A 26,223-nucleotide genomic window follows, 5' to 3' on the forward strand; every position below is an offset into this window, starting at 1 on the left:
ACGCACAACAGCGCATGCGAGGCCGGGCATGAGTGCGCCACTGGAATTGTTCTCGTACTGGCGCTCCAGCGCCGCGTACCGCGTGCGCATCGGCCTGCAGCTGAAGGCGCTGGCCTACCTCGCGCATCCGGTGCATCTGGTGCGCGATGGCGGCGAGCAACACGCCCCGGCGTATGCGCAGCTCAACCCGCAGGAATTGGTGCCGACGCTGCGCCACGGCGGCGTGGTGATCGCGCAGTCGCTGGCGATCCTGGAGTATCTGGAAGAGGCGTTCGCGGACACCACGGCCCTGCTGCCGGCTGCGCCGGCCGAGCGCGCCCGCGTGCGCGCCCTGGCGCAGCTCATCGCCTGCGATGTGCATCCGCTCAACAATCTGCGTGTCACCCAGCTGCTGGAGCGCGCGTTCGCGCTGGACGTCGCGCAACGTCAGCACTGGACCCGGCACTGGATGCAGCGCGGGTTCGCCGCGCTGGAAACGCAACTGGCGCGGGATGCGCACACCGGGCGCTTCTGCCATGGCGATACGCCAGGCCTGGCCGATTGCGTGTTGATTCCGCAGCTGTACAACGCGCATCGCTTCGAGGTCGATCTGGCGCCGTATCCGACCTTGCAACGCATCGAGCAGGCCTGCCTGGCGCTGCCGGCCTTCGATGCGGCACGGCCGGAAATGCAGGTGGATGCGGTGGCGTGAGGGCAGGGTATCAAGCCCTCATCCGCCCTGCGGGCACCTTCTCCCGCCGCGCGGGAGAAGGGTATGCCAGGAACCGATGCGCTAGCTTCTGTCCAGGTATTCCCGGAACTGGCTCGCCGCTGGCGCATCAAGCCCCTCATCCGCCCTGCGGGCGCCTTCTCCCGCCGCGCGGGAGAAGGGTATGCCGGGACACCGACGCGCTAGTTTCCGGCCAGCTACTCCTGGGAACTGGCTCGCCGCTGGCGCATCAGGGCCCTCATCCGCCCTGCGGGCACCTTCTCCCGCCGCGCGGGAGAAGGGTATGCCGGGAAGCCGACGCGTCAGCTTCCGGCCAGGCATTCCGGGCGAATGGCTCGCCGCTTTGCACGACCGCTGATCCTGGTGTCGCCATCAATGAGAGGAGAGGCTCGCAACGCCGGTCGAGGTGCTTCGGAGAGCGCCGTAGTGTGAGGGCCTTGGAGAAACGCAGGATGCGCTCTGCAGAAGCGGATGACGTGCTTCGGAGCAGGTGAGGCGCTCTGGAGAAGCCGGATGATGTGCTTCGAAGTAGGTGAGGCGCTCTGGACAAGCCGGATAATGTGCTTTGGAGCAGGTGAGGCGCTTTGGACAAGCCGGATGACGTGCCTCGGAGCAGGTGAGGCGCTCTGGAAAAGCCGGATGATGCGCTTCGGAGCAGGTGAGGCGCCCTGGAGAAGCCGGATGACGTGCTTTGGAACAGGTGACGCTCCAGAGAAGGCAGGTGATGTGCTTTCGAGCGGGTGATGTGCCTGGAGAAGGCAGCAGCCCTGGAAAGGTGCCGCCGACCGCAACGACGCCCGCCCTGAGCCCTTGGGTGACGTTCCGTGTTACCGACGTGTTTCTCCTTCTCCCGCGGGCGGGAGAAGGTGGCGCGCAGCGCCGGATGAGGGTGCCTGCGGCAGCGCCAGCACGCCGGAAAACCCAGCGTCGGCAGCCGTGATCCATCAGTGCTGCCGCATGCCGCGTCTCGCTACCGAATCCATCAGATAAAGCCGTGGCTGATCTTCGGTGCCGCTGCCGTTTCGTAGTCCGCATACGGGTCGTGCTCGCCGGAGCCGCCCTCGGACAGGCGGAACTTCAGCGCCAGCCCGTCGCGCGAGTCGGCCGCGCGCAGCGCTTCCTCCTGCTCGATTTCGCCGGACTTGACCATGCGGAACAGGCACTGGTCGAAGGTCTGCATGCCTTCTTCCAGCGATTCTTCCATCGCCTGCTTGACCTCGTGCACCTGGCCGCGGCGCAGCAGATCGCGGATCATCGGCGTGTTGAGCAGTACCTCGGTCGCCGGCCGGCGGCGTCCGTCCACGCCCTTGACCAGGCGCAGCGACACCACGGCGCGCAGATTCAGCGCCAGGTTCATCAGCACGTTCTTGTGCGCGCTCTCGGGAAAGAAATTGAGGATGCGCTCGATGGTCTGGTCTGCGTTGTTGGAGTGCAGCGTCGCCAGGCACAGGTGGCCGGTCTCGGCGAAGGCGATCGCCGCCTCCATGGTCTCGGCGTCCAGGATCTCGCCGATCAGGATCACGTCCGGCGCCTCGCGCATCGCGTTCTTCAGCGCACTCTGGAAGGCATGCGTGTCCAGGCCCACCTCGCGCTGGTTCACGATCGACATCTTGTGCTTGTGCAGATATTCGATCGGGTCCTCGATGGTGAGGATGTGCCCGGTGGTGGTGCTGTTGCGGTGGTCGATCATCGAGGCCAGCGAGGTCGACTTGCCCGAGCCGGTCGAGCCGACAACCAGCACCAGCCCGCGCGGGGTCATGATGACGTCCTTGAGCACCTGCGGCAGGTTCAGCTCTTCGATGCTGGGAATCCGGCTGCGGATGGCGCGGATCACCATGCCCACCTCGCCACGCTGCTTGAACACGTTCACGCGGAAGCGGCCGGCGTCCTGCAGGGCGATGGCCATGTTGAGTTCCAGCTCGCGCTCGAACTGCGGCACCTGGCCTTCGTCCATCAGCGAGTAGGCGATTTTCTTGACCATTCCCGGCGGCAACCCCGTATTGCCGAGCGGGTAGAGCTTGCCTTCGATCTTGATGTACACCGGCGCGCCGGTGGTCAAGAACATGTCCGAGGCATTCTTCTCGGTCATCAGCTTCAGGAAGTAGCCGATATCCATGCGCAATGGTTCCCCAACAAACAGCAGCGTCTCGTTGCAAGTACGCCGCAGGCTTCCGACAATGGCCGTGCTCGAGACTTCTCGCTACGGCTCCCCTAATGACGGCTAGCTTCGCATACTTGCGGCGATCCCTGTATGGCATCGCCTGTTTCATGGTTCTTTCCTCTCCCGCTGCTGCCCAGGTGGCACCGGAGCTCACCGCCGCCGAACAGGCCGTGCAACGCGCCACCCAGGCCGATGCCGACCAATACGCCCCCGACCTGGTCAACCTGGCCCGCCAGGAACTGATGCAGGCCCAGCAGGCGCAACTGGACAAACGCCAGCGCAAGCAGGTGCCGCAGATCGCCTTGCGCGCAGCGGCCGACGCCGACCTGGCCAAGGCGCGCAGCGAAGAGGCGGTGGTCACCGCCCAGCTGGAACAGCGCCGCAAGGAAGTGGCGCAGCTGCAGAACAGCCTCAACACCGGGGAGGCCGGCCGATGAAATTGCGTCCGCTTCTCTATCTTGGTGTGCTGAGCCTGGCCACGCTGCCGCCGCTGGCGATGGCCGCCAAGGACGACCCGCAGGCCGATGCGCTCAACCGGCGCCTGGCCGCGCTGCAGAACGACCCGCAGACCAACGACCTGGCCCGCTACGAGCGGCTGCAGGCGCAGCAAAGCGTGGCGGCGCTGGCCGAGGCCAAGCGCCGCGACCGCGACGAACTGGTGTTCCTGGCCGACCGCCGGGTCGAAATCGCCGAACTCACCGCCCGCACCGCGCTGGCGCGGCGCGAACTGGATCGGCTGGAGGGCACCCGCAACGACCTGCTGATCGAAGCCAGCCGCCGTGACGCCTCGCGTGCGCGCCAGGAGGCCGAGCGTCTGCGCGTGCAGGCGCAGATCCAGGCCGAGGAGGCCGAGCGCATGCGGCAGGCGGCCGAGCAGGAGACCCTGGCCCGCCAGGACGCCGAGCTGGCGCTGACCAGCGTGGCCGGCAAGCAGACCGCCAAGCTCAATGCGGCCCAGCAAAAGGCCGTGCAACTGGCGCATGAAGAAGCCGAGCTGGTGGCCGGGGCCAAGTTGCCATCCGCCAGGTTCGACAGCCGCGGCGAAGTGTTTTCGCTGGGCAGTGGCGCGTTTGGTGGCAAGGCGGCGCTGTCCGGCGATGCCGCAGGGCAGGCCAAGGCGCTGGCCGAATACCTGAACATCGGCAAGAAGGGCCGGGTCAGCATCGTCGGCTACGACAGCGATGCGGCCACGGCCAAGAAGCGGGCCGAAGCGCTGCGCGACGCGTTGGTGGCTGCCGGCGTGGCCAGCGCGCGTCTGCAGGTCAATGGCACCAAGGCCGCTGCCAGCAAGACGCGCGCTGCCGAGGTCGTTGTCTCGCCGTGATGCAAGTGGTTGGAAGTTAAGGTCTTTTAACCCGGGCATGACGCCTGGTTGAACCGCGGTCACTGATTGGCACAGGGAACGGCAAAAGCGGCCGTTCCGGCCTTGAACCCCCTCCGCGACCGGCGTAGGGTCGTACTCCCGGGCAGCACTCCGCTGCCTGGACGTACGGAGGGCCGGGCCAGTGACGCAAGGGCACGCATCAACGCAATTCGGCGGGCAGCGTGTGGGTTCCGCCAGTGCGCCTGCCATTGTGATCCGTGAGTCTTCCATCCCCAAGCAGCGCCCCGTGCCGCCCGCGGCCGGGGCGTTCTTGTTTTAAGTGTTTCAAGTGAAGGAGGTAACGCCATGTTCGAAGGGCAACCGCAGACCGAAATCGACGCATTGGTCAAGTCCGATCCCGAGTTCAAGCAGCTGTACCAACGCCACAAGCTCTTGAACAAGAAATGCATGGATGCCGAACTCGGGGTGCTCCCCATCGACGACGTGACCTTGGGCCAGATGAAGCGCGAGAAGTTGCAGGCGAAAGAGAAGCTCACCCGGATGTACGACCAGCTCACCCACTGATCCTTCCCCACCGTTAGAACAAGTTCACCGTCGCGGGCGGTGGCGGCCTCCTCGTCGGCTTGCCACCGTCCGCGTCTTTCTATGCGCAACCCGTGGGTCACGCGGTGGGGCAAGATGGCGCCAACGTCCGCTCCGCGGCCGGACAGTCAGGTCATGGCAGCGCGCGTTGGGCCCGCCCGTTCACGGGCCGGCGCGATCGGTTCCAGTCTGAATGAGCATTCCCCAGCTGTTCGTCGGATAATGGGCGGCCAAGCCCCGCGCGACGCAGTGACGATATTCCGATGGCGATCCATTCCTCCGTACTCGAACTGATCGGCAACACGCCGATCGTCAAGGCACAGCACCTGGACACCGGCGTCTGCGAGCTGTTCCTCAAGCTGGAGGCGGCCAACCCCGGCGGATCGATCAAGGACCGCATCGGCCTGTCGATGATCGAAGCGGCCGAACAGCGCGGCGACCTCAGCCCTGGTGCGACCCTGGTCGAAGGCACTGCCGGCAACACCGGCCTGGGTCTGGCACTGGTCGCCCAGCAGAAGGGCTACACGCTGATCCTAGTGGTGCCGGACAAGATGAGCCGCGAGAAGATCTTCAACCTCAAGGCCATGGGCGCCCAGGTGGTGCTCACCCGTTCGGACGTGGCCAAGGGCCACCCGGAGTACTACCAGGACCTGGCCGCCAAGATCGCCGCCGAGACCCCGGGCGCCTACTTCATCAACCAGTTCGGCAACCCGGACAACCCGGCCGCGCACGAATTCGGCACCGGCCCGGAAATCCTGGCGCAGATGGACGGCAAGCTGGACGCGATCGTGTTCGGCTGCGGCAGTTCCGGCACCATGACCGGCCTGTCGCGCGCGTTCGCCACCGCATCGCCGCAGACCGAGCTGGTACTGGCCGACCCGGTCGGCTCCATCCTGACCCAGTACATCGAAGAGGGCACGGTCAGCGAGAAATCCGGCAGCTGGCTGGTCGAAGGCATCGGCGAGGACTTCCTGCCGGATATCTCCGACTTCTCGCGGGTCAAGAAGGCCTATTCGATCACCGACGCGGAAAGCTTCCACACCGCGCGCGAGCTGCTGGCCAAGGAGGGCATCCTGGGCGGCTCGTCCACCGGCACCCTGCTGGCCGCCGCGCTGAAGTACTGCCGCGAGCAGACCACGCCCAAGCGCGTGCTGGTGTTCGTCTGCGATACCGGCAACAAGTACCTGTCCAAGATGTACAACGACTACTGGATGCTGGACAACGGCTTCCTGGAGCGTCCGCAGCACGGCGACCTGCGCGACCTGATCCTGCGCCCGTACAACAAGCGCGACACCGTGGTGGTCGGGCCGAAGGACCTGTTGACCACCGCCTACCAGCGCATGAAGCTGTACGACGTCTCGCAGCTGCCGGTCATCGATGACGGTGAGCTGGTCGGCATCGTCGACGAGAGCGACGTGCTGTTGCATGTGTACGGTGACGAGGCGCGCTTCCGCGACCCGATCTCCACCGCCATGGTCAGCAAGCTCGATCGCCTGGATGTCGCCTCGCCGATCGAAGCGCTGCTTCCGGTGTTCGACCGCGGCCAGGTCGCCATCGTCATGGACGGCAACCAGTTCCTCGGCCTGATCACCCGTATCGACCTGCTGAACTACCTGCGCCGCCGCGTGCAGTGATCGCAGGCAGTGTCGGGTAGCGCCGCGCGCCCGGATGAGACGCGCGGCACCGGCCATTCAGACCTGCTTGCTACAATCCGCCACTTTTTCCGGGAACCTCCATGTCCAATCGCACCCCACCCAGCCACGATGGCGAGCGCGCACTGTCGCTGGCGACGCTGGCGATCCATGGAGGGCAGTCGCCGGATCCCAGCACCGGGGCGGTGATGCCGCCGATCTATGCGACGTCCACCTATGCGCAGTCCAGCCCGGGCGAGCATCAGGGCTTTGAATACTCGCGCACCCACAACCCCACGCGCTTTGCCTATGAGCGCTGCGTCGCGTCGCTGGAAGGCGGCACGCGCGCGTTCGCGTTCGCCTCCGGCATGGCTGCCACCTCCACGGTGATGGAGCTGCTGGATGCCGGTAGCCACGTGGTGGCGATGGACGACCTGTACGGCGGCACCTTCCGCCTGTTCGAGCGCGTGCGTCGCCGCACCGCCGGCCTGGATTTCAGCTTCGTCGACCTGACCGATGCGGCCGCCTTCGAAGCTGCGATCCGCCCCGAGACCAGGATGGTGTGGATCGAGACCCCGACCAACCCGATGCTCAAGCTGGTCGACATCGCCGCCATTGCCGCGATCGCGCGCAAGCACGGCCTGCTGATCGTGGTCGACAACACCTTCGCCTCGCCGATGCTGCAACGCCCGCTCAGCCTGGGCGCCGACATCGTCGTGCACTCGGCCACCAAGTACCTCAATGGCCACTCGGACATGGTCGGCGGCATCGCGGTGGTCGGCGACAACGCCGAACTGGCCGAGCAGCTGGCCTTCCTGCAGAACTCCATCGGCGGCGTGCAGGGGCCCTTCGACAGTTTCCTCGCCCTGCGCGGCCTCAAGACCCTGCCGCTGCGCATGCGCGCGCATTGCGACAACGCGCTGGCGCTGGCGCAGTGGCTGGATACCCACCCCGCGATCGAAAAGGTGATCTACCCCGGCCTGGCCTCGCACCCGCAGCACGCCCTGGCCCAGCGCCAGATGTCCGGCTTCGGCGGCATCGTCTCGATCGTCCTCAAGGGCGGCTTCGACGCGGCCAAGCGTTTCTGCGAGAAGACCGAGCTGTTCACCCTGGCCGAATCCCTGGGCGGTGTAGAAAGCCTGGTAAACCATCCCGCCGTCATGACCCATGCCTCCATCCCGGTGGCCCGCCGCGACCAGCTCGGCATCAGCGACGCGCTGGTGCGGTTGAGCGTGGGGGTTGAGGATGTGGGGGATTTGCGCGGGGATCTGGAACGTGCCCTTGAGGCGTCTCGTTCTTCATGACTGCTTCGCCGCAACGACAGGACGTGTTCGCGTATTGGCGGAGTGGGCTGGCCGGCCTTCGCCTGCAGTCGTGGGTACGCCAACAGTCCTGGTTGCAGCGTATCTATCGCATTTTCCCGCAGCGTTGGCGCGACCGCGTTTCTTCCACGCTGTCCGCCCGCTCTTTGGTTCAAACGCGGTTTCAGCGCACCGCCGCCTGGGAGCTGTGCGCGAAAGGCGCTGACGCTTGCTTGCCGATGGACGCTGATATCTCCGTCACCCGGATTCCATCGGTGGGGATCAACATTGTCGGCTATCTCCGTGGCGAATTCGGGCTGGCGGAGAGCGCAAGGATGTATGCGCGTGCGCTGATCAGCGCACGCGTTCCCGTGTCGTTGTATGACCTGGACATGGGACTTGCGCACTCCTGGGACGACCGGAGCCTGGATGGCCTCATCGACCAGCGCATGCCGCACCAGGTCACCGTCGTCTTCGTCAACCCCGACTACCTCCAAGCCGCGTTCGAGAAGATCGGCCGGGCCCGCATGGACGGGCATTACGTCATTGCGTGCTGGTTCTGGGAACTTGAAGTGATTCCGCCAAGTTGGCTGAGTGCCATTGCGCTGGTGGACGAGATCATTGTGGCCTCACGATTCATCGAGGATGCGTTCCGCAGCGTGACCGACAAACCGATCATGCGACTTCCGCTGCCGCTCTCTGACCAGCCTGATAGCGGTTTGCAGAGACACGACTTCGGGCTGGACCCGGAAACCTTCGTCTTTCTTTTCACGTTTGATTTCCACTCCTTCGTGGCCAGGAAAAATCCCCAGGCCGTGGTCAATGCATTCAGGCATGCGTTTCCCGTCGATCGCAACGATGTGCGTCTGGTCGTGAAGTCAAGCAATGGGCATATGTACCCCGAACAGATGGCGGAACTCCTGAGCCTGGTCGCAGCTGACAAGCGGATCCTGCTGCGGGACGAGGTGATCGACAGGATGCATGTGCGCGCGCTGCAGCGATGCTGTGACGTGTATGTATCGCTGCATCGGGCCGAAGGCTTCGGGTTGGGGCTTGCCGAGTGCATGTCACTCGGTAAGCCGGTCATTGCAACGGGCTGGTCGGGCAACATGGAGTTCATGACGGACAGCAACTCCTGCCTCGTAGACTACGACCTGGTGCCGGTTGCGGGCCGATATCCGGAGTCGGATGGCGCGCGCTGGGCAGAGCCGCGCATCGCATCTGCCGCAGCTGCGATGCGTCGGCTTGCGGACGACCCGTCACAGGCGCGGCGGCTGGGCGAAGCAGCCAGGGACGATATCTGCGCAAGGCTTGCTCCCCGAAGCGTAGCGGAGCACCTGCTGGCAAGGGCTGCGAAGGTGGTCGCGTCAGCGCACTGACGGTGGCTGCTTTTGTCGACCCTGTGATGTAGCGATCTGGTTACCCCGCTTCACCAAAGTAGTGAACACTTTCAGAGGTAGCAACGTTGGACATGATCCGGTCCGTATGGGCCTTCCGATACTTCATCCTGTCGTCGATCAGGAATGACCTGCGTCTGCGCTTCCTGCGCAGCAAACTCGGCGCATTGTGGATGATCATCCACCCGCTCATGCAGGTGCTGATCTTTGCGACGATTCTTTCCGAGGTGCTGGCCGCGAAGCTGCCAGGCGTCAATAACAAGTTTGCTTACGCCCTGTATCTGATGGCCGGAACGCTTTGCTGGACCCTGTTTGCCGAATGCATTGGCAAGTGTGTTTCATTGTTCGTGGATAACGGCAATCTGATGAAGAAGCAGGCCTTCCCGCGGATATGTCTCCCACTCATTGCCGGCGGCACCGTCATGGTGAACAACCTGCTGCTGTTCCTGGCAATCATCATCGTGTTCGCGATTCTGGGGCACACCTTGGGGCCGCAGGCAGCCTGGCTGCCGCTGCTGATGCTGCTGACATTGGCTTTCGCGATGTCGATCGGATTGCTGCTCGGCGTCTTCAATGTCTTCGTGCGTGACATCGGGCAGGTCGTGCCGGTCGTTCTGCAGGCAATGTTCTGGGTGACGCCTATCGTTTACACCATCGATATCCTTCCCGCGCAGACCCAGGAACTCTTCAAGCTCAATCCGCTGTTCCCGCTTGTCAGCGCTTATCAGGGAGTACTTCTTTACGGGCGTTCCCCGGCGTGGATCGAGCTTGTCCCGCTCATGCTGGCGACCCTCGTCCTGTGTGTCCTGTCGTTGGTCGTTTTTCGCCGCGCGAGTGCCGAAATGGTGGATGCCCTATGAGCCCTGTGTTGATGGTTGAGGGGCTGGGGAAGTCCTACCGTGTCTGGGGTAGCGAGTGGCTACGCGCCGCCAGCTGGTTCGGGTTGAAGGTCAAGCCGCGAGAGGAGCACTGGGTTCTGCGGAATGTCGGGTTTTCGGTCGCTCCGGGTGAGTCGATCGGGATCATGGGGCGCAATGGCGCCGGAAAGAGCACATTGCTCAAGCTGATCACCGGTACCTCGCAACCTACCGAAGGACGCATCATCCGGCATGGCCGTATCGCCGCGATTCTCGAGCTCGGCATGGGTTTCAATCCGGACCTGAGTGGCAGGGAGAATGCCAGACATTCTGCCGGGCTGATGGGTTACACATTGGAACAAATCGACAAGGTGTTGCCCGAGATACAGGAGTTTGCCGAGATCGGAGAGTACTTCGATGAGCCGGTACGCACCTACTCAAGCGGTATGCAGGTGCGCGTCGCGTTTGCGGTGGCCACCGCATTTCGGCCCGATGTCCTCATCGTCGACGAAGCATTGTCGGTGGGCGATGCGTATTTTCAGGCGAAGTGCTTCAAGCGCATCCAGTCTTACAAGGACGAGGGCATGACGCTCATCCTCGTCAGTCACGCGGTCGGAGATGTTGTCAAACACTGCGATCGTGCCATTTTGATCAAGGACGGTAGCGTGCATGCCGATGGGCCCTCGCGTGAGGTCTCCAACCTTTATCTGGACGAGTTGTTCGGCAAGAAGCCTGCATCGCTTCAGGCACAGGCCGATGATGCGCCAGGCCAGATGCACGCTGGCGATGAGGATATCTTTCATACGCGCCCTTACTACAATGCCGGTGAACATCGCTGGGGGCAGGGCGGTGCGCGAATACTCGATTATGTCGTTGTCAGCGGCGGGGAGGAGTTTCCTGCTCGCGTAGAGAGCGGTACCAGGACGGTATTTTACGTCAAGATCGCCTTCGATCAGGATTTTGACAGTGTAGTGCCCGGGTTTTTGATTAAAACCCTCGAGGGTCTATTCCTCTACGGCACCAACTCCTTCCTTTCCAGTGAGGGGCGGTCCGGGATTTCGGTAAAAGCGGGACAGGTCATCGTCTGCAAGTTCAGCATGCCTCTCGACCTCAATGAAGCGAACTATCTGGTCTCGCTCGGCATTTCCAGTGGTGACCCGCTTGTGGAATTGACGCCGCTGGATCGTCGTTACGACGCCATCGTGCTGAACGTCGCAAGAGGGATGCAATTCTGGGGGATGATGGACCTCAAGGCCGATTTCGAAATCGTAGAAGCGTTGTCATGACGGCGTCAGGATCTACCATCACATCAGAGAACATCAGTCATGACTGAAACAATGCATATTGGCGCGCGCGTGGCCGCTCTGCCTGAGAAATATCAGCCGATTTTCGGACACCCCGAGCTTTCGGAGGGAAGTTCGCGCGGCTGCGAAGACAGGTTTGTGCTGATTCGCGAATGTGCGCAAAGGCTCCAGGGAGAGCTTGGTCGCCCACTGCGGGTGCTGGATCTCGGCTGCGCCCAGGGATTTTTTTCATTGAGCCTGGCGGCCGAGGGGCATCAGGTCCACGGTGTGGATTTTCTGGATCTCAATGTCGATGTGTGCCAGGCGTTGGCCCAGGAGCACCCGACGTTCGCTGCGTCATTCGAGCACGGGACCGTGGAAGACGTCATCGCGCGGCTTGATCCAGACCAGTACGACCTTGTCCTGGGGCTGAGTGTCTTCCATCATCTGGTGCATTCCCAGGGAATTGCGCGCGTGGCGGGATTATGCCGCAAGCTCTCAGAGGTCACCGACGCCGGGATCTTCGAGCTGGCATTGCGTGAGGAGCCGCTGTACTGGGGGCCTTCTCTGCCGCACGACCCTGCGGAGTTGTTGACCGATTATGCCTTCACCAGATTGTTGTCGAGGCAGGCAACCCATCTGTCTTCGATTTCCAGGCCGCTGTACTTCGCCAGCAGCAAGTTCTGGTACGTGGGCGAGGCTGTCGGCAGGTTCAGTTCCTGGTCGGGCGAGGCGCATGCCTATGGGCGCGGAACGCATCAGTACAGCAGGCGCTATTATTTCGGCGACAAGGTGTTCGTCAAGAAGATGACGATGGGCATCGGTGGGCGCGCCGAAATCAATTGGCAGGAATTCAATAACGAGGTCGAGTTTCTCAGAAATCCTCCTGCATCGTATCCCGTACCACGGCTGATTGCGGCCTTGGACGATGCATCGGATTTGTTCCTCGTCAGGGAGATGTCCGGCGGACGCCTGCTTTCGGAGTTGATCGACGACGGCTCGCCCTACGATCCGGACAAAGTAGTCTCCGAATTGCTTGAGCAATTGGTAATGCTCGAGCGCGTGGGTCTCTATCACAATGACGTGCGTTGCTGGAATGTTCTGATGTCGCAGGAAGGCAAGGCCATTCTGATCGACTACGGCGCCATTTCTGCCGAAGCCACCGATTGCTCCTGGCTGGGCGACTTGTTGCTGTCTTTCCTGATTACGGTCAAGGAGATCCTGCAACGTCGCATTGTTCCGGCCAGTCCCGGTCGCGAGCCGGCTTTGGACTTCATGACGCTTCCTCCTCGTTATCGCAATGCCTTCATCCAGGCATTTGGGGGAGACCAGGCACGCTGGACGTTTGCAGAGCTGCAAGAGTGCCTGGCGCGCTCTGAACCGGTCGCATTGCATGCGCCCGAGTGGACATCGCTTTACAGCCACATGCAACAGGCGTTGCTGAGCTACAACACGCGCCTTGGCGCCCTCTATACGCAGAACGAGCATGACCGTGTTGAGCTCGCGGCACGCGCATCCTTGATTGAGCGCCTGCAGGTAGGTGCTCAGCAGGCCCAGGACAAGCTTGCAACCCTTCAGCTGGAAGCAGAGACGGCCGATAACCGCTACCGCGATCTGGAAAAGGTGAGTAGCGAACTGCAGGAGTGGGCAAAAGATCTGGAAAGGCGCACTGCCGAAGCCGAGGACAGGGAGAAACAGCTCAACAAGGGCCTGGCGGATCGGGAGGCCGAGAATGCAAGGCTCGTCTCGCAGATTTCGGTGCTCGAGTCCGAGCTGGAAGAGCGTCAACGCGTTCGTGAACTGTCGGAACTGCTTGCCGCTGACCTCAGTCGACTGGTCGAAGAGCGCGATGGCATGCAGGTCAGCATGTCGGAGATGGAGCGCGTCAACACGCAGCAGCAGTCAACCATCGACGAACTGCAGGCGAAAATTGTTTCGCTGGTTCAGCGCGTCAATAGGTCGGAGACTGCCGGCGCCGCGGACGCACGCAGGGTGAAAGAGCTGCAGCTGGATCTGTCCCATCGCTTGCAGGCCCTCGAGGACGCACGTAGCCGCATTCGTGAACTTGAGTTGGCAGTGGATATGCTGGAGGGCCAGATCGGAGAGCTTCATACGAGCCGCTCATGGCGTGTGACAGCACCTTTGAGATGGGTCACCATGAAGGTGACCAAGCGTGGCGGACCTCTCGTGGTTCATGCGCCGCAGCGGCTGGAGCGCACAGAGCCTGTGCTTGCGGAGGACGAGGTGGCAACGCCCGCCGATGTGGCCATCGACAAGCAGCTGGCAGCGCTGGATCAGTTGGGTAGCCGGATCAGGAAATCGAAGAAATAAGGACAGGGATTGCCATGTACCGGCAAGGACATCATGAAGGGGAATGTAGGTGAAGAGAGTTATTGTGCTTGGCGCGCAAGTGCCGTTTGTCAGAGGCGGCGCGGAGCTGCTTAACGAAGAGCTAGTCAAGCAAATCAATCTGTGGGGCAAGCAGCGCCAGGTCGTCGCAGAGCTGGTGCAGTTGCCCTATAAGTGGTATCCAGAAACAGAAATTCTGTCTTCCATGCTCGCATGGAGGTTGTTGAATTTGAACGAAAGCAATGGTCAGAAAATCGACTTGTGCATTTGCACCAAGTATCCGACCTATGCCGCCTCGCATGCCAATAAGGCGCTTTGGCTCGTGCATCAGCATCGAGTGCTTTATGACCTGGAACGTACGCGCTTCGATCAGCCCCACCTGACCGCGAAGGATTCGGCGGTGCGTGATGCCCTGCGGGCGTCCGATCGGGAGCTGCTGGCGGAGATCGAGCCTCGGTATACCATTTCTCAAACAGTTACCGATCGGCTGCAGCAATACAGCGGTCTGGGCTCTGAGGTTCTCTATCCGCCGTCGAAGCTGGCGCCATTCATCACCTCGGGAGACTATGGCGACTACGTGCTGTGTATCGGTCGTCTTGAGGTGATGAAGCGTCCCGACCTGCTGATCCGGGCCGCGAAGCATGTCCCCCATGCCAAGGTGGTCATCGCCGGAACCGGTGCCAGCGAGTATGCCCACTCCCTGGCACCGCTGATCCGCGAGCTGGGCCTGACGGATCGCGTCCAGCTTGCAGGTTTCGTGGAAGACGAGAAGCTGCTCGAGCTGATTGCCAACTGCCGTGCGGTCTTCTACTCGCCGGTGGATGAGGACTACGGTTTTGCGACGCTGGAGAGCTTCGCCGCCTACAAGCCGGTCATTACGGTTGACGATAGCGGTGAGGTGGGCAGGATCGTCGAGTCCACCGGCAGCGGTTGGGTCACAAGTCCCACGCCAGAGGCGATCGCTGAAAGCCTGCTCGATTGTTATGCGAAAGAACCGGCGCAACTGCGTGCATTGGCCGAGGCTGGTCAGCACATGAGTACCTCCATTACCTGGGATCGCGTGATAAGCAATCTGGTGGAGAGCCGGCTTTGAGTACGCCGTTTCGCATCGCGATGGTCGGGCCGCATCCTCCGGAGCGCTCAGGCATTGCAGAGTACACGGCAGGTCTGTCGGACCTGCTGCGAGATCAGGGGCTGCAGGTCGATGCGATTGCACATGCCGATCTTGTTCGCCTCGGGATGAACAACACCGTCCACAGACTGCTTGGAGCGGATGCGATCGTTTACCAAATGGGTAACCATCCAGCGTTCCATGGATGGATGCTTCCGTTGATGGCAGCAGCGCCGGGAATCGTGCATCTGCATGACCTTGTATTGCATCATATGGCTGCTGGCGTTCTGAATGAAGAAGGCCGCCTTCTCAATGGCGACTATTTCAATCTTCTGGAAAAGTGGTATTCCGGTACCGATATAAGGAGCGCCAAACTGGCGCTTCGTAGCGGATCGCCCGTCTGGAATCGGGAAGATGTGGTGCGTTTTCCGCTGCATCAAGTGGCCACCAAACTGGCCACTGAGGTAGTGGTGCACTCACGCTATGCAGCCGATCAGATCGGCAAGGACTTTCCCTGGCTCCCCGTGACGGTGGTGCCGCAGTTGTACCCGACGGTCGCTCAGCATCGCATTCGTGACAATCTGCGCACCATCGCGTTGCTGGGCGGTGGGCATACGAATCGTCGCTTCGATTGGATTGTGCAGGCGCTGTCGGAGATCGACTCCGAACTGAATGGGTCGATCACGTTGGAAATCGCTGGTCAGGTAGAAGCAGCCGTACTCGATCAGCTGGAGAGTATTGCAGACCTGCGTAACGTGCAGCTGATCAATCATGGCCATCTGGACGACGATCAGTTCAGTAAGGTATTTGAGCGTGCGGATCTGATGATTGCCCTGCGCCAGCCAACGATGGGCGAGGCGTCGGCTGTCGTATGCAAAGCGATGCAGGCGGGTCTCCCCGTCATCGTATCGGATCACGGTTGGTATGCAGAGCTGCCCGCTTCGGTAAAAAAAGTCGCGCCGGATGCAGAATGCCCGGACGCTCTGGCAGCGTTGCTGCGTCAATTGACGCGCGACCCTGCAACCTATGCCGCTTGGGCCGAAGAGTGTTCCGATGCATCAAGACGGCTGGCGCTTGATCCTTATGCAGCCGCGGAAGGATATGCGCGGCTGCTGAGACGCCATCGGGTTGTTTCCGATTTCAAGGACTGTGTGGCTGATGCGGTCGCAAGCCTGAAGGTCGACATCGATTCTCCGCTTGCCGAGGAGCTGCATCGAATCGACGTGCTGAGCAGCCTGCGCGGAGATCGCTGGGTTAATCCGGCCCTGGCAGCATTGAAGGATCAGGAGCTGGATTCGCATGCGCGTGTGGTTGGGGCAACAGTGGGACCCTATCCCTACAGTGAGCCGTTGCCGGAAGAGGCCTTTCAGGGGCAGGCTGCCGTTGCTGAGCAGGAGGTGCTGGTTGCCGAGCCGTCCAGCATAATCTCGTTGCGTGTCGAATTGACCAACAACAGCGAGTACTCCTGGTTCAGTCCGCTCGGTCACGCATTGCGGCCGTTCGGCATTTATCTCGGACACTTCTGGATTCATGCCGAAACACCGACGGCGGTAGCCGAACAACCTCGCCATTTTATTCACGATGCGGTCGCGCCGATGTCTTCTGCAGTTCACGATCTCACAGTCCGCGCTCCGGCAGTCGCAGGTGACTACTACCTGGAGATTGATCTAGTCCAGGAGTCGGTCTGCTGGTTCAAAAGCCGTGGCTTTTCACCGGCCCGACTTCTCATTCGAGTAGAAGCCGCTCAATAATGAGCGGCGTGCTCATCCACCACAGGTCCTTATCCATGAAAAATAGTATGAAATTTCCTGTTTCCTTCGGCTCCGTCGCCGTCCTGGCGACGGTGATTGCGTTCACCGGCTGCTCGAAAGCCCCGGAGGCAGAACAGCCAGCGAAGGCCGAACCCCAGCAGGCCGCCCAGACCACCGAAGCAGGCGGCATGTCGACTCCGTTGACGCAGGAGCAGGTTGGCGCACGCTACGCCATTGCCTCGGAGCCGGTACTGGTCAACAACGGCGAGCTGGTACGGGTTGCAGTGTCTGTCACCAATTCGGGTAAGGTCGCCATCAACTCAAAGGGCACACTGCCGGTCAATCTCGCCATCTCCCTAGTGGATGATTCCGGCAATGTCTCGAACCGGGACTTCCTGCGCGCTCCGCTTCCTGCCGAGGGCATTCCGGCGGGTGGCTCCGCTGAAGTGGTCGCAGATGTGCCCAGCCAGGCGGTGATCGGGAAAACGCTGCGATTCGGCCTCGTCCAGGAATCGGTGGCGTGGTACAGCGACTTCAAGGTGGATTCGCTCGACTATGGCCCCCTGACTTCGTGCCAGGACCAGGGCAAGGAAACGGTTTGTGGTGCGGGCGGAAAGCCTTTGGCCACGCGCTGAGACTCAATGATCATCGGAACGAGCCGCGTTCAATCCCGGCTCGATTCCGTAACTTATAAGTAACCAAGAGAGGGATGATGAAAACTGCGTTGATTACCGGCATTTCCGGCCAAGACGGTGCCTACCTGGCCCAGCTGTTGTTGGATAAGGGCTACCGCGTGTTCGGCACATACCGCCGTACCAGTTCGGTCAATTTCTGGCGGATCGAAGAGGTGGGAATTGCAAATCACCCTAATTTGCATCTGATCGAGTACGACCTGACCGACCTCGGTTCGAGTATCCGCATGCTCGAGAGCACGGGCGCCACCGAGGTTTACAACCTGGCGGCCCAAAGTTTCGTGGGCGTATCGTTCGACCAGCCGACGACGACCGCGCACATCACCGGCATCGGCCCGGTCCACCTGCTGGAAGCCATTCGGCAGGTGAACAAGGACATCCGGTTTTACCAGGCCTCGACATCGGAAATGTTCGGCAAGGTGCAGGCGGTCCCGCAGATCGAAAGCACGCCGTTCTATCCTCGCAGCCCTTATGGCGTTGCCAAGCTGTACGCGCATTGGATGACGGTCAATTACCGTGAGAGCTATGGCATCTTCGGCTCCAGCGGAATTCTGTTCAATCATGAAAGCCCGCTGCGCGGCCGCGAATTTGTGACGCGCAAGATCACTGACTCGGTGGCCAAGATCAAACTTGGACGCTTGGAATGCCTGGAGCTGGGCAATCTGGATGCCAAGCGCGATTGGGGTTTTGCGCGCGAGTACGTGGAAGGGATGTGGCGCATGCTTCAGGCCGATGAGCCGGATACCTTTGTTCTGGCGACAAATCGCACTGAAACCGTCCGTGATTTTGTCAGCATGGCCTTCAAGGGGGCCGGAATCGACGTCGAATTCCGCGGCAAGGATGCAGATGAAACTGCAGTGGATGTCGCTACCGGCAAGGTGGTGATGCGCATCAATGCGAAATTCCACCGTCCTGCAGAAGTGGATCTGTTGATCGGCGATCCCGAGAAGGCAACGCGCGTCCTCGGCTGGAAGCCTGAAACCACGCTGGAGCAGCTCTGCCAGATGATGGTCGAGGCCGATCTCAAGAGGAACGCGCATGGCTTCTCGTTCTGATCTGAACGGTAAGCGGGTTCTAGTCACTGGCGCGTCCGGTTTCACCGGCCGCTATGTGGCTGATGAACTGAAAAATTTAGGCTGCGAGGTGCTGGGGCTTGGCGGCTCCGATCACTCCGCACCGGACTGGGCTAGCGGCCTGGCCTCTGTCGACCGTCATTATCAAGTCAACCTGCTCGATCAGGATGCCTTGCGTGAGGTGCTGAAGACTACCCGTCCGGACATTATCATTCACTTGGCTGCGCTTGCGTTTGTCGGTCACGGGAGTGCAGATGATTTCTACAACGTAAATTTGATTGGCACGCGTCATTTGCTGCAGGCAGTGGAAGAGGCTGAAATTTCTCTCGAGCGGCTCCTCATCGCCAGCAGTGCCAATGTTTATGGCAACTCCTCGGAAGGGCGTTTGGATGAGTCGGTTGCTCCGGCACCAACAAACGATTACTCCATCAGCAAGCTGAGCATGGAGTACGTGGTTCGGCTTTGGCAGGGTCGGCTGCCTGTCACCGTAGTCCGACCATTCAACTACACGGGTAGGGGGCAGTCGGAAAACTTCCTCATTCCCAAGATTGTCTCGCACTTTGTCCGGCGAGAGCCACGGATCGAGTTGGGAAATCTGGATGTGTCGCGTGACTTCGGTGACGTCAGGGCAGTGGCATCGGCCTATGGCAAGCTGTTGCAATCAGCCGACGCCATCGGTCGTACAGTCAATGTGTGCTCCGGAACGGCTTATTCCCTTCGGGAAGTGATCGACCTGTGCACACAGATCACTGGCCATTCGTTGGAAGTCTCTGTGAACCCGAAGTTTGTGCGTAGCAATGAAGTCAAGATGCTATGCGGCGATAATCGATTGCTGCAGGAGCTCACCGGGAGCTGGACGTCTCCGCCGTTGCGGAAAACCCTGGAATGGATGCTCGAAGAAGGCTGAGTGAAGTTCGGCCTCGCGAAATGCTGGCAGCTGGCTGGCTTCGTGATCCATCTACGCGTATGCGCACGCAGAAGTCTGAGGTGCGGTGACTGATGTGGCCAGACAGCCTACGTCACGTTGGATATGACGTGACGTAGGTTGCTTGGTAGACATGCGATCAATGGTCGATCTGAGATACATGATTCCGCGACGCGTGCTGTCAACCACGTGCAGAGGCGCGCACCTGATACGGGTCAGGTAACGTAAGGCCTGATTGCATTTGCTGGCTTGCCCGCCCGCGGCCAGTGACTGCTAGGGTGTGCGGCCCAACAGCTGCATAGACCTGAGTGAAATGCCCAGAGCGCGCGCATCCGAAGATATTCCAAGCTCGACTGGTGAGGCTGGACGATCGAAGTGCAGTTCGACCCTGACTTCATCGCCAGCCGCCAATTTTGGCAGGGCAATAGTGATCAGTTGCGGCTCTGGAGCCGCTGCTGTGAGGGTTTGGTGCTGCCAGTTGCCACCATTCACACGAATACCAACATCCATGGATTGGCGTCGTGGAGCCCAAAGGCCACCAGCCTGCATGACCAGTCGAGCGCCTGCGTCTGCCGACGTTTCCATCCGCATCAAAAGGCCTGCATCCTCGCCGACGGACCATACTCCGAAGGGTTCATCTGTTGACCAGCCATTTGTCAGAAATGGCCTCAGGTCAGCAGGACCTATCCTATCACCTGCCGAAATAACCGCGGACCTGGTTGAAGCAGCATCCAGGGAGGACTCGGTCTCTCTTGCCGTACAGCCTGGAAGTAACAGGCATAAGACGGAAGCTAGAAGTGCAGCCTTAATGTCGCGATTGATGGCAATCATTTTGAATTCCGTATGCCAGTTGTGCTGAGGCGACGCATATTTCGTTCGGTCAGTCAGTCGACTCGATCGGAGCGAATTTGATCCAATCGAACGCCATGCCGAATCCAGAAGAGTGATTGTCGACCGGAAGCAGGAAGGTGGCCCTGTTGTTGCCATCTTTCAGGAAGGACGAGGGCAATTCTCCATAAAACTCATTGGAAGTGATCCAGCGGACCGGGACCACATGGCCGTTCACTGAAATCGCGAGCTTCTCAGGGTGTATGCCGGGGGCGATGGACATGACCTTTCCCCGAACTCGATAAACCCGGCCAGTTGGTTTTAGCTGGAATTGAAGCCATGGATTCTCAACGACGGTCCACGAGAATGAAGCATGTTCCATACGTCCTTCATGTTGCCACTGGGCATCCTGCCATCCGCGTCCCGGCGCAGGCACGTCCAAATTCCACCAGCGGCCGAAATCCCACCTAAAGCCTGCCTCCCGTTCCCTGTGGCGGAACTGATCGAAAGCCAGAGGCCAGGGAGACGGCGCGAGCATGGCGCGATAGCGCCGCGAAACGGCGTCGTTGCGCAACGAAAGCTCGTCTTTACGCGCATCACTTAGCGGTACAACGCCCTCTTCGGGAATGCGCACGATCTGCGTCCTGCTCTTGTCTGCGCGATACAGAACGCTTTGCGGCGGCGACGTATAGTCTGGTCCATCAATGGCTGGGCCTGAACTGAACTCCCAGTGGTCAGGGTATTCTGCGCATCGGCCGGTGCGGCCTCTTTCATCTGCGTGTTGCCAGTCGTTCTCAGGTTGATTGCAGATCTGTACCACGTCGATCGGCTTGCCGTACAAATAGGTTAGCGCGTTCATCATGTTTTCCCGGAGCATCCACACGCTGTTGATAAGGTGGGAGCCATCGAGAATGAGAAGATCGCGGTCGTTGGCGATATCCGGCAGGCTTACAGCCACGTCCTGGAGGACTTTGCGTTCTGTATCAGAAATCTGTGAGTAGTGATGGAACTGGAACATTTGTGCCGCCATGCCCAGTACGATCAATACGGTGCCGAACACCATTGCCAGGGTTCGACGGGCTCCAGAAAACAGCATGACCAGAGCCACCGTGGCCAATGCTCCGCCTGGAGTCGCGAAGAGGAAGGTGCGTTGACTGATGCTGGTATGCGCGGGTGATGCAAGAAAGGGGAGATAGCCGACGGCGGCAAATGCCACGCCGGTAACGAGCACCCGTAGCGACCAACGCACGCCGATTTGCTTTTCCGGGGGTGGTGCGGAAAAGGGTTCGCGTATGTAGCGGAGCAGAGCCAACGCCATCAACGCAATGGCCGACAGGTACCAGAAGCTGCGGTATTCGACGAAGAGAATCCTTCCGGCGTCGATCCAACCGCCCACTACGCTTCGGCCGATGCCCGTGTAAAACATCACCAGGGCGCGCTCTTTAAGCAGGGCAATGCCACCGGCCTGGCTCTCTAACAGATGCCCTTGGTAGGTCGAGCCAGTCTTGGCAACGTAGTAGATATAGGCTAAGCAAGCCAATATGCCTATGCACCAGACCAGCGAAACATACCAGCGACGGAGGGGAAGTCTGACCGTCTCCACCAATCCGAATCGGCACCAGAGCAACAGCAGAGGCAAGATGGCGTATGCCAATGCCACTTCATAGATCAGCGTTGCAACAACCAACATTGCGGTAGACACAAGCGATACCAGGATCGCCCTGCCCTTGCCCATCAATTGACTTCCATATGCGTGCACTATCCCTGTCACGCCGGCAAATGCCAGCAAGACAGACCAGTTGATATGGAAGGAGCGGAACGACAGCTGCATTGTATCTGCGGGATAAATGACCACCAGCAGCGCCAGCAACACGGCATAGAGCCGCGAGCGCAGCAGCCACCACCCCAGGATTCCGCCGCAAACACCCTTCAACACCAAGGCCAGCATCTGCAACAGATGCATGGCGAAAAAGGAGTTTGGCGATAGTTGGTACGCGATCGCATTCGGCAACAGCATGAGGGGCCGCATGCGGTGGCTGGGAAGCGGCCCACCCTCACCAACCACGTAGAACACGCCGTGGCGAGTGAACAGGTTCAGAAGATCCCATTCCTCGATATGTCCCATCATGTTGAAGCCGAAGGGAAGCCAAAGCAGCATGACGATCGCTGTGGAGCAAGCGATGAACAACATGGTGCGCTGGGAAGCGTCGTTGCGGATTAGGGGATTGGACATTCGATGGCTTGTTTGGTTGCAGTTGCGGCGTAGGTTGGATTTAGACGTGATCGCGACGTCGGTCCCGGTTGAACACCCAGAAATTCATCACGAGAAACACCACGACAGGCACGACGACGGCCGAGAACGCAATGCCCCACGCGTAATGCAAGTGCAGACTGTTCACAGCCACGCCCATCCCGATGATGGACAAGGCGAGGTTGAAGCTGTGCAGCAAAATGAAGCGCAAGCCTTCCGAACTCAGATGACCAGAGGACACGAACGTGAAGCTGCGGTGCGCGACGAAATTGATTGGCACCAACACCAGGTAGCAGAGCGCCGTGGCCATGGTTGGCTGCATGCCAAGCTTTGATACAGCCACCCAGGTAAGCACACTGAAGGCGACGGTACTGGCGCCACCAACGATGCAAAAGCGCAGAAAGCGTGCGGCCAGGGCGCGATGGCGCTGTGATATCACTTCACGGTCTCTTGCTCTTGGCCTACGTTGAGCTGTTGGCCCTTTATGTATTGGGGACGATTGCTGACGTTGAGCAGCACGCGCCCTACGTACTCGCCCACCACGCCCAGCGCGAGTAGCTGGATGCCGCCCATGATCAATACCGCAATGATCAATGACGTCCAGCCGATGACGGTGTGCGGCCAAAGCAGCTTCTGCAGGATCAGCACGATGGCGCACAGAAAGCCGAGGCCGGATGAGACGATTCCTGTCAGCGACGCTACCCGTAATGGTGTGATCGAGAAGCTTGTCGCCATCTGCATCCACAGTGAGATCGACTTGCGCAGGCTGTATCCAGACTTGCCGTCGCTTCGGGCGTGGTGCTCCGCTTCAATGGTGGTGATATTGCTGGTGCTCTGAACGATAAGGCCATCGACATAGACGAAGGGGCCGCCGTAGCGCAATATCTCGTCACGAACTTCGCTGATCAAGCCGCGGAATGGCGAAAGATACAGTCCGCGAGGTTTGGCGAGCAGCCACGACGCCATGCGGTCATTGAACTGGCTGCCGAGGCGCTTCCAGAGAGCGTGCCGCCGGCTTTTGAACTGCACGTAGCAAACATCGGCTCCACTTCGCAGCTCGGCCACGACGCGCCCGATGTCGGACGGCGAGTGCTGCAGATCGTCATCCATGGTGACGATGTAGCGGCCGCGTGCCACACCGAATCCAGCCATCAATGCATTGTGCTGCCCCGCGTTCTTGCGCAGGCGGACTCCCTTCAACCAGGGCCGGGAGGTGCACAGCCCTGTTATGACCTGCCAGGAGTTATCCGGGCTGCAGTCGTACACCAGTACGACTTCGAACTTGTCGGTGAGCGCAGTCAGCGACTCCTCGAGTTTCTCGACAAGCGTGGGCAGGATGGTGGCGCTGCCATAGACCGGGATGACGACGGAAATATCAGGTTGCATCGCTCGTTCCGTAGTATTTGCGAATCAGCCTAGCGATGTATCCGGGAGAGGAATCAATGCCGATGGCGTTTGCATAACGAACAAATGGCGCTGGATCAGGCATGGCACCGCCGCCACGGTCCACAAAGTCGATGCTTGCCTTCTTGCCCAGCGTGGCCTCCAGCATCGAGACCAGCTCGAGCAGGGTGACATTTTCTGGCGGAGCCAGATCCAGCACGGCATTGGTTTCGAGGCGGCGCTCCACCAGATGAAGGGTCACTCGGGCAACATCTTCTACGTCGATCAGGCAGCGCACTGCCTTGACCCAGATGCGTAGCGGCTCCGCATTGCGAATACCACTGGCAAGGTAATTGGACAGGGTGTGTGGATTGTCAGTGCGTCCCACGACTTGAGGCAGGCGCAGGATCAGATACTCGTCGCGTTCCGCAATCAGCCGTTCCATTCTCAGCTTGTGGCGGACGTAATGGGTTTCCGCGCGGTCGGGGTCTGTCACGCTGCACGTGCTGAAGTACACAAACCGGCCTCGCGCCTCGTCCAGAGCCTTGACCAGCAGACGTGCTTCCCTTTCGAATGCCGCCGGATCGGTCTCGGATGAATTGGACACCCCGGAGGCGAATACCGTGGCGTTGAGCTCAGCGAGCCTATCTGCTGCGAAGGATCTGGCCAGCAGGCCATTACCGATGATCACTTAATTACCAATTCCCATTTATCGACGTTGTCCTTGATGCAGCGCTGGACAACTACAAGGCCGCCGACGCCATACGATCGTCCCGGGCCAACACTTGCTTCGGCCGCGGCGTGTCCCCATCAGGCATGCAAGCGGCGAAGAGTGGCGCCGCCACGCTGACGGCGCAGTATACCGTCAGCCGTGGCGGCCATCGTAATCTTGAGAGTAGCCGTTAGCCCAAGGCCTGTTCCAGCTCCGGCAACAGCGTGAACAAATCCCCCACCAACCCGATATCGGCAATCTCGAAGATCGGCGACTCCGGGTCCTTGTTGATCGCCACGATCGTGCCGGCGTCCTTGATGCCGGTCAGATGCTGGATCGCCCCGCTGATGCCGATCGCCACGTACAGCTCGGGGGCGATGATCTTGCCGGTCTGGCCGACCTGCAGTTCGTTGGGCACGTAGCCGGCGTCCACGGCGGCACGCGAGGCGCCCACGGCGGCGCCGAGCTTGTCGGCCAGGCTGTAGATGTGCTGGAAGTTCTCGGCCGAGCCGACGCCGCGGCCGCCGGAGACCACGCGCTTGGCGCTCTGCAGGTCGGGGCGGTCGGAGCTGCCTGCGGCCAGCCCGATGAAGCGGGTGTGGGTCGGCAGCGCGGCATCCACAGCGACGGACTCGATCGTTGCGCTGCCACCGGCTGCCGCTTCCGGCCAGGAGGCGCTGCGCACGGTTGCGACCACGACCTGGTCGGCCGGTGCCTTCACCGTGATGATCGCATTGCCGGCGTAGATCGGGCGCTTGAAGGTGTAGGCATCTTCGACCGCCATCAGGTCCGAGACCTGGTTGACGCCCAGCAGCGCGGCCACCACCGGCATCAGGTCCTTGCCGAAGGTGGTCGAGGGGCCGAACACGTGGGTGTAGCCCTGGCCGGCGAGCTGGGCGATCTGCGGCCCCAGGACCTGCGCGATGGCATGTTCGTTGGCGGCGTTTGCCACCGTCAGTACGCGGGCAACACCCGCCAGCTGCGCGGCCTGCGCCGCAACCGCGGCTGGGTCGGCCGCCAGCACGACGACGTCGATGGCCTCGGCCGACACGGCCAGCGCGGCGCTCAGGGTCTTGGCGGTGGCCGCGTTGAGCTGGCCGTTGAGATGTTCGGCAACGATGAGAACCTTGGCCATTACAGCAACCCCTTCTGCTTGAGTGCGGCCACCAGTTCGGCGGCATCCTTGACCATCACCCCGCGGCTACGCTTGGACGGCGGCGCATAGTGGGTGGTGCTGAGGCTGTCGTGCGCAGCGACGCCAAGATCGGCAAAGGCCAGCGTTTCCAGCGGCTTGCTCTTGGCTTTCATGATGTCCGGCAGCTTGATGAAGCGCGGCTCGTTCAGGCGCAGATCGGTGGTGATCACCGCCGGCAGGTCCACTTCCAGCGTTTCCAGGCCTGCGTCCACCTCGCGGGTCACCGTGGCCTTGCCATCGGCGACCACCAGCTTGCCGGCGAAGGTCGCCTGTGGGCGCCCCCACAACGTAGCGAGCATCTGACCGGTCTGGTTGGCGTCGTCGTCGATCGCCTGCTTGCCCAGGATGACCAGGTCCGGCTGTTCCTTTTCGACCAGCTTGAGCAGGGCGCGCGCGGCGGTCAGCGGCTGGATCGCCGCGTCGGTGACCACGTGGATGGCGCGGTTGGCGCCCATGGCAAGCCCGTTGCGCAGATGCGCGGCCGCATCGGCCGGCGCCAGGGTGGCGACCACCACCTCGGTGGCGATGCCGGCGTCGCGCAGGCGCAGCGCCTCCTCCAGGGCGATTTCGTCGAACGGGTTCGGCGAGAGCTTGACGCCGTCGGTGACCACACCGGAGCCATCGGGCTTGACCTGAATGCGGACGTTGTAGTCCACCACGCGCTTGTAGGCGACGAGGATTTTCATCGTGTACGAGATCCTTCAGCTG

Annotated in this window: 23 protein-coding genes; 16 read left to right on the forward strand and 7 right to left on the reverse strand. The window is 61.1% G+C overall.

Annotated features, from left to right (window positions below; all coding sequences use genetic code 11):
- The first annotated feature begins 28 nt into the window (after nucleotides 1-28).
- The gene (maiA, locus tag CPBF1521_RS18600; RefSeq protein ID WP_104649383.1) at nucleotides 29-691 is read left to right on the forward strand and encodes a maleylacetoacetate isomerase; all 663 of its coding nucleotides are present in this window, start codon (nucleotides 29-31) and stop codon (nucleotides 689-691) included.
- 1,000 nt (nucleotides 692-1,691) lie between these two features.
- On the opposite strand, the gene CPBF1521_RS18605 is transcribed toward maiA, so the two are convergent.
- Complete coding sequence (locus CPBF1521_RS18605; protein WP_104583280.1) at nucleotides 1,692-2,825, reverse strand: PilT/PilU family type 4a pilus ATPase; 1,134 nt, start codon at nucleotides 2,823-2,825, stop codon at nucleotides 1,692-1,694.
- 98 nt (nucleotides 2,826-2,923) lie between these two features.
- Between CPBF1521_RS18605 and CPBF1521_RS18610 the strand changes: the two genes are divergently transcribed.
- From CPBF1521_RS18610 to CPBF1521_RS18680, 15 genes are all read left to right on the forward strand, one after another.
- The gene (locus CPBF1521_RS18610; protein WP_039525328.1) at nucleotides 2,924-3,307 is read left to right on the forward strand and encodes a DUF4398 domain-containing protein; all 384 of its coding nucleotides are present in this window, start codon (nucleotides 2,924-2,926) and stop codon (nucleotides 3,305-3,307) included.
- Complete coding sequence (locus tag CPBF1521_RS18615; RefSeq protein WP_115677892.1) at nucleotides 3,304-4,194, forward strand: coiled-coil domain-containing protein; 891 nt, start codon at nucleotides 3,304-3,306, stop codon at nucleotides 4,192-4,194. Before CPBF1521_RS18610 ends, CPBF1521_RS18615 begins: the two co-directional genes overlap by 4 nt.
- A 345-nt stretch (nucleotides 4,195-4,539) precedes the next feature.
- Nucleotides 4,540-4,758 (forward strand): HP1242/YdcH family protein, encoded by a 219-nt coding sequence (locus tag CPBF1521_RS18620; protein WP_002814034.1) that lies wholly within the window; start codon nucleotides 4,540-4,542, stop codon nucleotides 4,756-4,758.
- Between the two features lie 281 nt (nucleotides 4,759-5,039).
- Nucleotides 5,040-6,410: a pyridoxal-phosphate dependent enzyme gene (locus tag CPBF1521_RS18625; protein ID WP_104583283.1), complete on the forward strand. Its 1,371-nt coding sequence runs from the start codon at nucleotides 5,040-5,042 to the stop codon at nucleotides 6,408-6,410.
- Between the two features lie 101 nt (nucleotides 6,411-6,511).
- Nucleotides 6,512-7,711 (forward strand): cystathionine gamma-synthase, encoded by a 1,200-nt coding sequence (locus tag CPBF1521_RS18630; protein WP_104583284.1) that lies wholly within the window; start codon nucleotides 6,512-6,514, stop codon nucleotides 7,709-7,711.
- Nucleotides 7,708-9,087 carry a glycosyltransferase family 4 protein gene (locus CPBF1521_RS18635; protein WP_115677893.1) on the forward strand — a complete coding sequence of 460 codons (1,380 nt, stop codon included), beginning with the start codon at nucleotides 7,708-7,710 and terminating at the stop codon, nucleotides 9,085-9,087. Before CPBF1521_RS18630 ends, CPBF1521_RS18635 begins: the two co-directional genes overlap by 4 nt.
- Before the next feature lie 92 nt (nucleotides 9,088-9,179).
- Nucleotides 9,180-9,965 carry an ABC transporter permease gene (locus CPBF1521_RS18640; protein ID WP_042827951.1) on the forward strand — a complete coding sequence of 262 codons (786 nt, stop codon included), beginning with the start codon at nucleotides 9,180-9,182 and terminating at the stop codon, nucleotides 9,963-9,965.
- The gene (locus CPBF1521_RS18645; protein ID WP_102580569.1) at nucleotides 9,962-11,248 is read left to right on the forward strand and encodes an ABC transporter ATP-binding protein; all 1,287 of its coding nucleotides are present in this window, start codon (nucleotides 9,962-9,964) and stop codon (nucleotides 11,246-11,248) included. The genes CPBF1521_RS18640 and CPBF1521_RS18645 overlap by 4 nt, the downstream gene beginning before the upstream one ends.
- A 39-nt stretch (nucleotides 11,249-11,287) precedes the next feature.
- Entirely contained in the window at nucleotides 11,288-13,576 is a 2,289-nt protein-coding gene (locus CPBF1521_RS18650) for a methyltransferase domain-containing protein (protein ID WP_235858484.1), read from the forward strand.
- A 49-nt stretch (nucleotides 13,577-13,625) separates the two neighbouring features.
- The gene (locus CPBF1521_RS18655) at nucleotides 13,626-14,687 is read left to right on the forward strand and encodes a glycosyltransferase family 4 protein (protein WP_104583286.1); all 1,062 of its coding nucleotides are present in this window, start codon (nucleotides 13,626-13,628) and stop codon (nucleotides 14,685-14,687) included.
- A 20-nt stretch (nucleotides 14,688-14,707) separates the two neighbouring features.
- A complete protein-coding gene (locus CPBF1521_RS18660; RefSeq protein WP_115677894.1) occupies nucleotides 14,708-16,456 on the forward strand; it encodes a glycosyltransferase in 1,749 nt (582 codons plus the stop codon).
- Nucleotides 16,457-16,503: 47 nt separating this feature from the next.
- The gene (locus tag CPBF1521_RS18665; protein ID WP_235858485.1) at nucleotides 16,504-17,091 is read left to right on the forward strand and encodes a glycosyltransferase; all 588 of its coding nucleotides are present in this window, start codon (nucleotides 16,504-16,506) and stop codon (nucleotides 17,089-17,091) included.
- Between the two features lie 77 nt (nucleotides 17,092-17,168).
- Nucleotides 17,169-18,203: a GDP-mannose 4,6-dehydratase gene (gene gmd / locus CPBF1521_RS18670; protein WP_012439287.1), complete on the forward strand. Its 1,035-nt coding sequence runs from the start codon at nucleotides 17,169-17,171 to the stop codon at nucleotides 18,201-18,203.
- Nucleotides 18,187-19,128 carry an NAD-dependent epimerase/dehydratase family protein gene (locus tag CPBF1521_RS18675; protein ID WP_115677895.1) on the forward strand — a complete coding sequence of 314 codons (942 nt, stop codon included), beginning with the start codon at nucleotides 18,187-18,189 and terminating at the stop codon, nucleotides 19,126-19,128. The genes gmd and CPBF1521_RS18675 overlap by 17 nt, the downstream gene beginning before the upstream one ends.
- Nucleotides 19,129-19,521: 393 nt before the next feature.
- On the forward strand, nucleotides 19,522-19,791 hold the full coding sequence (locus CPBF1521_RS18680) for a hypothetical protein (RefSeq protein ID WP_146009944.1): 270 nt from the start codon (nucleotides 19,522-19,524) through the stop codon (nucleotides 19,789-19,791).
- A 235-nt stretch (nucleotides 19,792-20,026) separates the two neighbouring features.
- On the opposite strand, the gene CPBF1521_RS18685 is transcribed toward CPBF1521_RS18680, so the two are convergent.
- The 6 genes from CPBF1521_RS18685 to CPBF1521_RS18710 all read right to left on the reverse strand — a co-directional run bounded on the left by CPBF1521_RS18685 (nucleotide 20,027) and on the right by CPBF1521_RS18710 (nucleotide 26,201).
- Nucleotides 20,027-22,207 carry a hypothetical protein gene (locus CPBF1521_RS18685; protein ID WP_115677896.1) on the reverse strand — a complete coding sequence of 727 codons (2,181 nt, stop codon included), beginning with the start codon at nucleotides 22,205-22,207 and terminating at the stop codon, nucleotides 20,027-20,029.
- Nucleotides 22,208-22,247: 40 nt separating this feature from the next.
- On the reverse strand, nucleotides 22,248-22,664 hold the full coding sequence (locus tag CPBF1521_RS18690; protein WP_164739832.1) for a GtrA family protein: 417 nt from the start codon (nucleotides 22,662-22,664) through the stop codon (nucleotides 22,248-22,250).
- A complete protein-coding gene (locus CPBF1521_RS18695) occupies nucleotides 22,661-23,611 on the reverse strand; it encodes a glycosyltransferase family 2 protein (protein WP_115677898.1) in 951 nt (316 codons plus the stop codon). Before CPBF1521_RS18695 ends, CPBF1521_RS18690 begins: the two co-directional genes overlap by 4 nt.
- Entirely contained in the window at nucleotides 23,601-24,299 is a 699-nt protein-coding gene (locus CPBF1521_RS18700; RefSeq protein WP_115677899.1) for an NAD-dependent epimerase/dehydratase family protein, read from the reverse strand. The genes CPBF1521_RS18695 and CPBF1521_RS18700 overlap by 11 nt, the downstream gene beginning before the upstream one ends.
- A 211-nt stretch (nucleotides 24,300-24,510) precedes the next feature.
- Nucleotides 24,511-25,455 carry an electron transfer flavoprotein subunit alpha/FixB family protein gene (locus CPBF1521_RS18705; RefSeq protein WP_115677900.1) on the reverse strand — a complete coding sequence of 315 codons (945 nt, stop codon included), beginning with the start codon at nucleotides 25,453-25,455 and terminating at the stop codon, nucleotides 24,511-24,513.
- Nucleotides 25,455-26,201: an electron transfer flavoprotein subunit beta/FixA family protein gene (locus tag CPBF1521_RS18710; RefSeq protein ID WP_104583290.1), complete on the reverse strand. Its 747-nt coding sequence runs from the start codon at nucleotides 26,199-26,201 to the stop codon at nucleotides 25,455-25,457. The genes CPBF1521_RS18705 and CPBF1521_RS18710 overlap by 1 nt, the downstream gene beginning before the upstream one ends.
- Nucleotides 26,202-26,223 lie beyond the last annotated feature (22 nt).

This window comes from Xanthomonas euroxanthea, assembly GCF_900476395.1.
Lineage (GTDB): Bacteria > Pseudomonadota > Gammaproteobacteria > Xanthomonadales > Xanthomonadaceae > Xanthomonas > Xanthomonas euroxanthea.